Annotated in this window: 7 protein-coding genes, 1 tRNA gene and 1 pseudogene; all 9 read right to left on the bottom strand. The window is 62.5% G+C overall.

Annotated features, from left to right (window positions below):
* Positions 1-477: 477 nt before the first annotated feature.
* The gene (locus NKH42_RS06115) at positions 478-933 is read right to left on the bottom strand and encodes a hypothetical protein (RefSeq protein ID WP_352820453.1); all 456 of its coding nucleotides are present in this window, start codon (positions 931-933) and stop codon (positions 478-480) included.
* Positions 934-948: 15 nt separating this feature from the next.
* Positions 949-1,044 (bottom strand) — tRNA-Sec (locus NKH42_RS06110).
* A gap of 123 nt (positions 1,045-1,167) precedes the next feature.
* Positions 1,168-3,003 (bottom strand): annotated as a pseudogene (selB, locus tag NKH42_RS06105) (selenocysteine-specific translation elongation factor); the annotation flags it as partial.
* Positions 3,000-3,791, bottom strand: coding sequence for a tetratricopeptide repeat protein (locus NKH42_RS06100; protein WP_352750958.1), 792 nt, complete (start codon positions 3,789-3,791; stop codon positions 3,000-3,002). The pseudogene selB and the gene NKH42_RS06100, both read right to left, overlap by 4 nt.
* The gene (gene selA / locus NKH42_RS06095) at positions 3,778-5,199 is read right to left on the bottom strand and encodes an L-seryl-tRNA(Sec) selenium transferase (RefSeq protein WP_352701534.1); all 1,422 of its coding nucleotides are present in this window, start codon (positions 5,197-5,199) and stop codon (positions 3,778-3,780) included. The genes NKH42_RS06100 and selA overlap by 14 nt, the downstream gene beginning before the upstream one ends.
* Positions 5,200-5,206: 7 nt before the next feature.
* Positions 5,207-6,127 (bottom strand): formate dehydrogenase accessory protein FdhE, encoded by a 921-nt coding sequence (gene fdhE / locus NKH42_RS06090; RefSeq protein ID WP_352750960.1) that lies wholly within the window; start codon positions 6,125-6,127, stop codon positions 5,207-5,209.
* 111 nt (positions 6,128-6,238) lie between these two features.
* Positions 6,239-6,937, bottom strand: coding sequence for a formate dehydrogenase subunit gamma (locus NKH42_RS06085; RefSeq protein WP_352750963.1), 699 nt, complete (start codon positions 6,935-6,937; stop codon positions 6,239-6,241).
* Positions 6,924-7,874 (bottom strand): formate dehydrogenase subunit beta, encoded by a 951-nt coding sequence (gene fdxH / locus NKH42_RS06080; protein WP_352701536.1) that lies wholly within the window; start codon positions 7,872-7,874, stop codon positions 6,924-6,926. The genes NKH42_RS06085 and fdxH overlap by 14 nt, the downstream gene beginning before the upstream one ends.
* A gap of 12 nt (positions 7,875-7,886) precedes the next feature.
* Positions 7,887-10,973: a formate dehydrogenase-N subunit alpha gene (gene fdnG, locus NKH42_RS06075; RefSeq protein ID WP_352701537.1), complete on the bottom strand. Its 3,087-nt coding sequence runs from the start codon at positions 10,971-10,973 to the stop codon at positions 7,887-7,889.
* Positions 10,974-11,275: the final 302 nt, after the last annotated feature.

Here is an 11,275-nt window from a genome sequence, read left to right as displayed (position 1 = left end):
AACGTGCATCCAGCGCAGCCCCCTCAAGGGGTCCAGATGATATTGGTTATGCTGCTATATATGTAACTGTGCTCATCACCCAAGGAGCGGGATATCGCCACTTGCTACAACCACTTCGTTAGGTGGGGTCGGGCTGGTGTCTGGGGCCGTATCATAGACGCGCTTGCCGCTGGGCGATTCGGCGGCGGCGGTATCGCTCGCCCTGGCTTCGGGTGGAGGCTTCGATCTGACCATGCAGTACGCCGCTCTCATGCTGATATAACTGGGAGCGGCCGATGTCCTTCGCCACCGGCATGGCCGTTTGGCCACACGACCGCGCTACGCCGCCTCTGTCATGGGAGGGAACGCCTTCCGGCATCCGCGCCCAAAGCAGCTGCTTACGGCGGTGGCCGAGGCGCCGGTTACCGCATCTTGTCGGTAAAAAGCGACATTGCGCTCTCTGCGCTCACGTCCGGGTATGCCGAAAAGTCCGCTCGGTCAAAAGTCGACCAGCGGCGTGTCAACGATCTGGTGCTCGAACAGCGCCCAGAACGGCGATCCCCGGGATTCGGAGTACCAATGCTCAAAAATCGCAAGGGCCTCGCCGATATTGGTGGCGGGTTCGTCGTCGGGCAACTTCGCGGCCTGGAACAACGCAAGCGCAACCGGTCCAAAATGCGTGATCGCTTCCGTGCGCGCCTCGCTGTCCGCATTCCAGCCCAGCCGCAAGCGCAAGACGGCCAAAGCGTTGGCCACGGCGATCTCCTCACTTTCGGCTGAGGCCACGGCGTCGGAGATATCCTGCATGAGGTTGAGCCGCCTGAAGGCGAAAGCGCGCTCCTGTTCCAGAACCGCGATCTGATTGGACGCTTGTCGCCTGAAGCTTGCCTCGGTTGTCCTGGCGGTCTCAGCCGTCGTTTTCAGGTCATTCAGAAAGGAAGCCGTCGGGTTCATCTTGGCTCACTAGGATGGCGGAAGAGAGTGGGAGTCGAACCCACCAGAGACCGACTCGCGGCCCCTCCCGGATTTGAAGTCCGGACGCCCCACCGGGGACGATGCTCCTCCAGAAATTTGCGCCATCGGCGGCTCACCCTCGCCTGTCAGGCGGAACAGGTCCAGCCTGCGCCTGTTCAGACGGCGCAAGTCTCCCCGCCGCAGCGTCACGCCGTGCCGATCGAGAAATTCGAGGACATGGATGGCGACCTTGCGTCCGCTGCCCACGCGATCGCGAAATTGAGCAGCGGTGAACTGCCCTGTGGGCATCGACGCAGCAAGGTCGCGCGCGATCTCGACGATCTGCGCCAATGCCTCGCGCTGGAAGAAGTGGTCATGAGCGACCTCGTGGACCTTCCCCATGCGGCCGGCAAGCTTCAGAAGCCGCCGGATTTCGGTGTCCGGCGAGCCCAGCACCTCGGCAATATCCCACACCCTCGGCGGATGGAATCGTTCGGGTCCGCCAATGAGAGGCTGGATCTGCAGCCAGAGAGTTTCATCCTTTGCCGTCAAGTGCGCCTCATGACCGGGTAGCCGCACCCAGGCGCCGTCCAAGGCAACTTCTCCAACGTGCGAAAGGCTCCGCAGAACTGCTATGAAAGAGGAGGCCGGCAGACGTGGATCAAGCCCAATACGCAGTCTCTCCATTCCTACACCGGGCAAATCCGGATTGTCGGCATGGAAGGTCACCAGGGTCGCGGCCAAGTCGCGCTTAAATCGCAACCAGCGCTCCGGCGACAGCACGAGAAGCATTTCTCCGACGGTAAAACGGACAAGCCCGAGTTGATCGATCAGACCTTTCGTCTCGCAGTCACTAAGCGCCCTGTCGCGCGCAAAAGCCTTCAGGTCGAAATAGTGGGGCGGCGCATCAAGGAGTGCGGCGGCGGCCAGTTCGGGCGCCAATAGCGCATGGGCATCGAGTTGGATCAGCCGTTCCGGCACGCGGCGCTTGCGGCTGGGCGCCCGCAGATCGAGAAAATGTCCGCCGCCGATGGTTCGCTGCGCGGAGGTGTCGCGCACCACGTAAACGTCGCCGGCAGCGGCCGCGATCGGACTGTCCAGCACCAATTGAACATTGGCCGTGCCGCCAGGCCCGATCGGTTCGTCTCCGAGGAGTACGATGCGTGCCCCGACCTCCGTCGCGGCATGGTGGAGCCGCACCGGAAACCATTGGCCGATCGGCTTGCGTTCCCCCGGCAGAACGCGAAGGCTTGCGTCGATCCGGCCCGACGGCGCGTGAAGCTCCGGATCGACAATCACGTCGCCGCGCCGGATCGCCTCCTTGAAAACCCTTTCGCCGGTCAGATTGAGCGCACACCGGTCTCCCACCCGACCACGTTCGGCCGGCCGGTTCTGGGCGTGGATCGATCGAACCCGCGCAAGCAATCCCGACGGGCTTACGACCACGTTGTCCCCAATACCGAGAGAACCCGAAAGCACGGTGCCCGTCACGACGGTGCCCACGCCGCGCAGCGTGAACGAGCGGTCCACCGCTAATCGAAAACGGCCCGAATCTGTACGCCGGGCAAGATGCGACGCCTCCTCGAACAAGAGATACCTGAGTTCATCGATACCTTCGCCCGTAAGGACCGAGACGGGAATCAGGTGGGCCTCGGCAAGCATCGTCCCGGCAAGCACCGAGCGGATATCGTTCGCCACCGCAGTGCGGCGCTCGGGACCGGCCAGATCGCATTTCGTGAGCAGGACGGCGCCGCGCTTGACACCGAGCAGATCGACGATGGCGAGATGCTCCCGGGTTTGCGGCATGACGCCGTCGTCGGAGGCCACCACGAGCAACACGAAGTCGATGCCGCTGGCGCCGGCCAGCATCGTGTGTACGAAACGCTCGTGCCCGGGAACATCGACGAAACCGATGCTATCCCCACCCGGCACCGGCAAATAGGCGAAGCCCAGATCGATCGTCATGCCGCGTGTCTTTTCCTCCTGCAAACGATCGGTGTCTATACCGGTCAGCGCATACACCAGCGCAGTTTTGCCATGGTCGACATGTCCCGCCGTGCCAACGATCATGATGATGCGGCCTCCGGCCACGGCGCGGCGGCGCGACGCTCGGCCTCGGCGGCATCGCCCGCGCTCAATTCGGCCCGCACCGCAGCCAGATAGCGGCTGGCAAGGGCGCTGCCGCCTGCCTGGGCACGCAGGAGCCAAACCAGCGCCTCGACCGCGTCAGCAGGCACGCCCGTGCCAAGATGGCAGGCGGCACCGAGCATTGCCTGCCCTTCGGCGTCTCCTCGCATGGCAGCACGGCGCCACCAGCGGACAGCCTCGTCCGGATCGCGCGGCACGCCGAGCGCATTGTGATAGAGCATGCCGATCCGGGTCATTGCGGATGCGATGCCTTGATCGGCCGCGGCAAGCGCCCAGCGTCGCGCCTCGCCGACATCGGGAAGCATCACTTCGCCCTCCAGCAGCATCCAGCTCAGCATATCCTGCGCCGGTCCGTCGCCAGTTTCCGCTGCGGCCCGATAGAGCTCGGCCGCCCGGCGAAAGTCCTGCTCGACGCCTTCGCCGCGGAAATAAAGCGACGCCAGATTCCTTTGCCCGACAGGATCCCCTGCCTCGGCGGCGAGCGCCAGCCAGCGAAAGGCCATTTCCGCATCGCGCTCGACGCCGAGCCCTTCGGCGAAGCAGGCGCCGATATTGTTCTGAGCGCGGGCCACGCCCCGGTGAGCCAGCGGCTCCCATATGGAGAGAGCCACGGCATGGTCGCCTCGCCGCGCGGCTTCGAGGGCCTCGGTCATGCGTGCGGCCACAGGCGTCTCGGCTGGGCGGCGCGCAAGGCGGTCACGCCAGCGCATCGGTTCCTCCCGGATTTAAGCCGGCTAGATTGGCGATGAAGTTCGCCTCGTCTTCCAGACAGCGCAAATCGAGCACGAGCGCCTGGTTTTCGATGCGCCCGATCACGGGGACGCCCAGCCCACGCAGCGCAGCCGCAAGCGCTTCGAGCGCCCGGCCGCTCCCTGAGCGCGACTTGAGAGCAAGCCCGGCGCTTGGCACGGTTTCGAGCGGCAGCGCGCCGGATCCGACTTGGCTCCGGCACTCCACCGTGTCGACCGCAAAGGCTTCGCCCACGGCGTCAGCAACCAGGGGAGCAAGGCGCTTTGCCTGCGCTGCAATCTCCCTCACCGAGCGCGAGAGCAGCCTTAGCGTCGGCAGGCGCTCGGCCAGGCGGTCTGGGTCGCGGTAGAGCTTCAACGTCGCTTCGAGCGCGGCCAAACGAAGCTTGTCGACCCTGAGCGCCCGCTTCATCGGGTTGCGGCGGATCGCTGCGAGCAGGTCCCTGCAGCCGACGATGAAACCCGCCTGCGGACCGCCGAGCAGCTTGTCGCCGGAGAATGTGACGAGATCGGCGCCGTCGGCGACCGCCTCGCGCACGGTCGGCTCGCGCCCAAGGCCGTAGCGGGCTAGATCGACCAGCGTGCCCGAACCGAGATCATGGACCAGCGGCATCCCATGCGCCTTGGCGATTGCAGCGAGCTCGGGGGCCCGGATCTCTGCCGTGAATCCTTCGACCCGGTAGTTCGATGTGTGCACCTTGAGGATGAGCCCGGTCTCCGGGCCGATCGCCGTGACATAGTCTTTGCGATGGGTGCGGTTGGTGGTGCCGACCTCGACAAGCCTGGCGCCGGCGCGCGTCATGATCTCGGGCATTCGGAAAGAGCCGCCGATCTCGATCAACTCGCCCCGCGAAACGATCGCTTCGCGACCGAGCGCCAGCGTGTTGAGTACGAGAAGGACGGCGGCCGCGTTGTTGTTGACGACGGTTGCATCCTCGGCTCCGGTCAGCTCGCAAACGAGCGATCGAAGATGATCGTCCCGTTCGCCGCGCCCGCCGTTCTCGACATCGAATTCGAGAGCCACCGCTTCGCTCATTGCCAGCCGAACAGCATCGACCGCCTCCTTCGCAAGGAGGGCACGTCCCAGATTGGTATGCAGCACCGTTCCGGTCAGGTTGAAAACGGGGCGCAGGGAAGGTCGTTCGCCATCCCTGAGCTGCAAAAGTGCGTCGCCGGCAAGATCGTTTGCCTCCGGCACGATCGCTCCGGCATTGCGGGAGGCCATTCGCGCATCGGCGACGGCTCGGCGAATGGCCTCCGTCGCGGCCTGCCGTCCGAAGCGCTCGATTGCGGCCACCGCCAGCGGGGTCCTCAGCACTTGGTCGACCGACGGAAGATTGCGTAAAGGGTTTGCGGATGAAGCAGTCATCGTATTGTCAGTAGCCAACCAGGAACGGATTGAACGATCCGCGGCGATGGCCACCCTCGCGGACGAGCAGGTCGAGGCCGAGCGTCGCCACGTCGTCGGCGACCGGATCGAGAGCCGGATCCTTGTGCTGGGATAGGATCTTTACATAGCTGCCGCATGCATTGCAGGTCTCGGCTTTGACCGTGCCAGAGCCTCCCTCGATTTCCTGATAGCCTATCCCCTTGGTCGAGCCGCACAGCGTACATTTGATGCGGACGTGGTTCCACAATGTTCCACACAGCGCGCAGGCGCAGAACCGCGCCCCGTGTGCGCCGTGCCAACCGACGATGATCGAGGATACGGGCGGCCCACCGCAGGCCGGACAGGCGCCGTCGGCAACCGGAACCAGCTTCGAGCTGTCGAGACATGCCGCGAGGCGGGCGAAGTGAACCTGCAGCGCGGCCGCGACATAGACATGCTCGGCAAGCGCGTTCATTGGGATCGCATCGGTGAGCACATTGCGCACCATGGATTCGACCCCGAACGCATCGATATTCGCGAGCCTGTCCAAGGCGGCTGCGGCCGCCTCGGGTTTTTCGATCGTGGCTGCCACTTCGAACAGACGGCCGAGCGTCATTGCAAGGGCGGCATCCGAAGTGAATTGGTTGCGATCGAGCGGCGGCATACTGAAGGTTCGTGCGCGCTCGCGCGCCTCCGCGGTCGGCAATTCGACATCCGGCAATCCGTCCTGGATGCGGTGCTGCGCATCCGCCAGTGCAGCGAGGAAGCGGAGATAGGGGCCGAGCTGGTGGTCATCCGCCAACACATTCAATCGCTCTGAGCGGCGAATGAACAAGGTCCGCGGATCAGGCAGGCGCGCAAAGGGTGGGGCCGAGACCTCGCCGATTACAGTCGGGTCAGGGCGTGACGGATCTTGTTGCTTTGGCATTTCAACCTCACGAACCTCACGGGCCACGTGGTCGGCTTGATACTGCTCCAGAGCAATTCCACGAAAAGTATAACGGCTTTCCGTCCGGAATTGCGTAAAAATAATGCCCGCTCATTCGGCGGGATTCGATCCCGAACGTCCGTCCGGTTTGCGTGCGATCAGTTCACGCAGCCATTTGCGATGATGCCGCCAAGCCCAGCCGCCGGTCACCCGTCCGCGCGTCATGGCTGGAATGGTGCCGCGTACCCAGATGGCCGAATAGAAATGGATAATCCACACGCCGATGATCGCCACGGCAGCGATCGAATGAACAAGCAGCGCCACCCGCTGCTGACTGATCGCGGTGTAAGCGGCGAAATATTGTTGCCAGATGACAATGCCGCTCGAAATCAGGATGATGATGAGGATCGACATTGACCAGAAGACGAGCTTCTGGCCGGCATTGTACTTGCCGACTTCGGGGACGTTGTCCTCGTGATTGGACAATACGTCACGGAAACGTGCGAGCCACGTTCCGTCCTCGGGCCTCCACAAATTGGCCTTCCAGAACCGAAGGAAAAGCCCAAGGAAGCTGAAGAAGAGCAAGACGCCGATCCACGGGTGAATGAAGCGCGTGAACTGGCCGCCGCCAAACAGCCCCGACAGGAAGAACAGGCTCGGGTGAAACATGGCAAGGCCGGACAAGGCGAGCAGGATCAGGCTGGCCGCCGTGATCCAATGGTTGATCCGCGCGCCAACCGTGTAGCGGTCCACGATCACTGGCTTGCCGGGATGTACCTGCTCGTTCGGCTTCACGTCATACGCGGCCATCGTAGTCGCCTTCCGTCAGCTCTTCGGCATGCTCCTCATCCGTCTCGGAGACCCTGTTCGGTCCCATGACCAGATGGTGAAGCAGGCCGACGCCGGCCGCCACGCCGAGAATGGTGAGGCCGGCATATTTGGTCACGCCCTTCCACGCCTCCACGAGCGGGCTGATCTTCGGCTCCTTCGGCAGACCAGAATAGAGTTCCGGCTGGTCGGCATGGTGCAGCACATACATCACATGCGTCCCTCCGACGCCGGGCGGATCGTAGAGGCCGGCATTCGAATAGCCGCGCGATTTCAGGTCCTTGATGCGGCCGTCGGCGTGCTGTTTCATCTCGTCTTTCGTGCCGAACACGATCGCCTGGGTCGGGCAGGCCTTGGCGCAGGCTGGTCCTTGGCCGACAGCCACGCGGTCGGAGCAGAGCGTGCATTTGTAGGCCGTGTGATCGACTTTGGAGATGCGCGGAATGTTGAACGGGCAACCCTTGATGCAATAGCCGCAGCCGATGCAGTTCTCATGGACGAAATCGACGATGCCGTTCGAATACTGCACTATGGCGCCCGGCGCCGGACAAGCCTTGAGGCAGCCCGGGTCAGCGCAGTGCATACAGCCATCCTTGCGGATCAGCCATTCGAGTTCGTTCGTCTCGGGATTGTCCCATTCGCTGTAGCGCATCAGCGTGAACATGTCCGGCGTGAGATCGGCAGGATTCTCATAGACGCCGGCATTGAAGCCGATCTCCGGATGCGTGTCGTTCCACTCGATGCAGGCCGTCTGACACGCCTTGCAGCCGATGCATTTCGAAACATCGATGAGCTTGGCGACCTCCGTCAAGTGCTGCTCGGGTGCGGGAACCCTCGAGGCAGAGCGGCGGATGAGGTCCTTGTCGGAAAAACGCGGTGCGGTATCTGTCGTCGAAGGATTTGGAAGTGGAGGAAACATCGCTTACGCCTCCTACGCTACCGGCCCGGCGATGGGCTCGATGTTGACAAGGAACGCCTTGTATTCCGGCGTCTCGATGTTGGCGTCGCCGACAAAGGGGGTGAGCATGTTCGGGCCAAAGCCTTTCTTCGCCGCTCCCGTGAAGCCCCAGTGCAGCGGTATCCCGACGATGTGGACGGTCTTGCCATCGCAGGTGAGCGGCCTGATCCGCTTGGTCACCATGGCCTTCGCCACAACGGAACCGCGTTTCGACCAGACGCGCACCCAGCCGCCTTTGGTGATGCCCTTCTCGGCCGCAAGCTGTTCCGAAATTTCCACGAAAAACTCCGGCTGCATCACCGCATTGGTGATGACGTGCTTGGTCCAGAAGTGGAAATGCTCGGTCAGTCGGTAGGAGGTCGCCGCGTAGGGGAACTCCTGCGAAGCCGATTCGGCGAACTGGGCCATATCGCCTTCGAACACCCGCGCTGCGGGGTTGCCGCGGACTTTGGGAGCTATCGGGTTCGCGATGGGCGACTCGAATGGCTCGTAATGCGCCGGGAATGGTCCGTCGCGCATCATGCCCCGGGTAAAGAGGCGCGAGACGCCTTCCGGATTCATGATGAACGGGCCTACTTGATCGGGCTTTGCCGTTGGCAAGATGTCGGGGACATCGTAGCCCGACCATTTCGTGCCGTCCCATTCGATCACCTTGCGGCTTGGATCCCAAGCCTTTCCGGCGAGGTCAGCCGACGCCCTGTTGTAGAGAATGCGGCGGTTGGCGGGCCATGAGAACGCCCATTTGGAATAGGCGCCGGTTTCGTCAGGATCGGTGGTGTCCCGCCTGGCCATGTTGTTGCCGTTTTCGTTGAAGCAGCCGGAATAGATCCAGCAGCCGCAGGAGGTGGAGCCGTCGTCGCGCAGCGCGGCGAAGCCCGGCAAGAGCTTTCCGGCCTCGGCCAGCACCTTTGTCGGGTCGGCCGTATCGGTTACCCTGGCGAGCGCCCTGCCATTGATCTCCTGGGCGAGCTCCTCGGCCTTCGGATCGCCGGGATCGGCATAAGGCCAATTGAGCTTGACGATCGGATCGGCGAAGGCACCACCTTCCTTGGTGTAGAGCTCCTTCAGGCGCAAATAGAGCTGCGCCATGATCCAGGTATCGCGTTTGGCCTCGCCGGGGGGCGTGCCGCCGGCCCAATGCCACTGCAGCCAGCGCCCCGAATTGACCAGCGAGCCGTCATCCTCGGCGAAGCAGGTGGAGGGAAGCTGGTAGACTTCCGTCTGAATCTGCGACGGATCGACATCGTTGTACGGCCCGTGGTTCTCCCAGAACCGGCCCGTCTCCGTGTCCAACGGATCCATGATGACGAGGTATTTGAGCTTCGAGAGGGACTCGATCACCTTCTTCTTGTTCGGAGCTGCCTGTAGTGGGTTGAAGCCCTGGCAGAAATAGCCGTTCATCTTGCCCTGGTGCATAAGCTCGAAAGCCCGCAGCAGATCGTAGCCCGGCAGGTCGAGCTTCGGCAGGAAGTCATAGGCGAAATCGTTCTCCGGTGTTGCGGCATTGCCCCACATCGACTTTTGGAAGCTTACGAAGAACTTCCTGTAGTTCTGCCAGTAGCTCATCTGGTTCGGCCGGAGCGGCTTGAAGCCCCGGGTCGACATGTAGGCTGCCAGATCGACCTCCTTCTCAGTCGGCAGCGTCAGATAGCCGGGCAGCAGGTTCGACATCAGCCCGAGGTCGGTCAGCCCCTGGATGTTGGAGTGACCGCGAAGCGCGTTCATGCCGCCGCCGCGTATACCGATGTTGCCGAGAACAAGCTGCAGCATCGCCATGGCGCGGATGTTCTGCGAGCCCTTCGAGTGTTGCGTCCAGCCGAGTGCGTACATCGAGGTCATCGCCTTGGTCGGAGACGACGTCTCGGCGACCATCGCGGCCACCTTCAGGAACCGGTCCTTCGGTGTCCCGCAGATGCGCTCGACCATCTCCGGCGTGTAGACCGCGACATGCTTCTTGAGCAGATTCCAGACGCAGCGGGGATTGGCCAATGTCGCGTCGACAACGGCAAAGCCGTCCGAGCCTATGTCATAGTCCCAACTGGACTTGTCATAGTCTCGCTTCGCCTCGTTATAGCCCGAGAAGAGGCCATCCTGATAGGTGAAGCCCTCCTTGACAACATATGTCGCGTTGGTGAAGGCCTTCAGATAGTCCCATTGCACCTTGTCGTTCTGGATGCAGTAGTTGATCAGCCCGAGCAGGAAGGCGATGTCCGTTCCCTGGCGGATCGGCGCGTAAAGATCCGATACCGAAGCCGAGCGCGTGAAGCGCGGGTCGATGACGATGAGCTTGGCGCCGCGGTTGGCCTTCGCCTCCGTGACCCATTTGAAGCCGCAAGGATGCGCTTCGGCGGCATTGCCGCCCATGATGACGACGAGATCCGTGTTCCTGATGTCGGTCCAGGAATTCGTCATTGCGCCGCGGCCGAATGTTGGGGCGAGACTCGCCACCGTCGGGCCGTGTCAGACACGTGCCTGGTTGTCGAACACCAGCATGCCCGCGCTGCGGACCACCTTGTAGGTCGCGAACGCGGTTTCATTGGTCGAAGCCGAGGCGGCGAGGAAGCCGGTGGTGATCCACCGGTTGACCGTCACGCCGTCATTGTTTGTCGCGACGAAGTTCTTGTCGCGATCGTCCTTCATCAGGCGGGCGATGCGGCTGAGTGCGTCTTCCCAGCTTATCGGCTCGAACTTGTCCGAGCCCGGTTTGCGGATCATCGGATGTTGCAGACGGGTCGGCGACTTGACAAATCCGAGCAGGGCCGACCCTTTGGGGCACAAGGTGCCGCGATTGGTCGGATGATCAGTGTCACCCTCGATATGGGTGATCTCGGCTGGCTCGCCCTTTCTGAGATCACCCTTCGAATACAAGATTATGCCGCAAGCCACCGAGCAGTATGGACAGGTATTGCGTGTTTCGATGGTGTTCGCGAGCTTGAAGGACCGTATGGCCGCCGCGTGTGCGGCCTCGCTATCGCCGAAGCCGAGGGCTCCGAGCGTAGTACCGGCGAGACCCGCGCCTGCTGTTTGCAGGAACGCGCGTCGAGAAAGATCGATGTTCATGGTTTCCTCCCGAAGCCGATGCCCCACAAGGCAACTCGAACCAACGGTTCAATCCGGGTAACTAGTCTCGGACCAAATAAAATCAATGCCAAAGAACGAGGTGCGTACGGTGCAGCAAAAGTGCCCTCCGAACGGCCTTCGCAGCAGGTTCGTGCCCGCAAATCGGCACTGTGTATTATTGTCGAATTTCTTGTCTTGTTTTCGTGACCGCGACTGCGATTGACGAAAACGAACGTATTATCATAAAGTAAAGCGTGGCGATGAAACAGCTCCCGCGGGTCGGGGCGCCTTTCGATCTATAC

Source organism: Mesorhizobium sp. M1142, assembly GCF_040318565.1.
In the GTDB taxonomy this organism is placed as follows: Bacteria; Pseudomonadota; Alphaproteobacteria; order Rhizobiales; family Rhizobiaceae; genus Mesorhizobium.
This window is presented reverse-complemented; position numbering and strand designations above follow the sequence as displayed.

Coding starts and splice junctions, on each gene's coding strand:
- NKH42_RS06115 (WP_352820453.1), bottom strand. CDS start 933: ATGAACCCGACGGCTTCCTTTCTGAATGACCTGAAAACGACGGCTGAG.
- fdxH (WP_352701536.1), bottom strand. CDS start 7,874: ATGTTTCCTCCACTTCCAAATCCTTCGACGACAGATACCGCACCGCGT.
- selA (WP_352701534.1), bottom strand. CDS start 5,199: ATGACTGCTTCATCCGCAAACCCTTTACGCAATCTTCCGTCGGTCGAC.
- NKH42_RS06100 (WP_352750958.1), bottom strand. CDS start 3,791: ATGCGCTGGCGTGACCGCCTTGCGCGCCGCCCAGCCGAGACGCCTGTG.
- fdhE (WP_352750960.1), bottom strand. CDS start 6,127: ATGCCAAAGCAACAAGATCCGTCACGCCCTGACCCGACTGTAATCGGC.
- NKH42_RS06085 (WP_352750963.1), bottom strand. CDS start 6,937: ATGGCCGCGTATGACGTGAAGCCGAACGAGCAGGTACATCCCGGCAAG.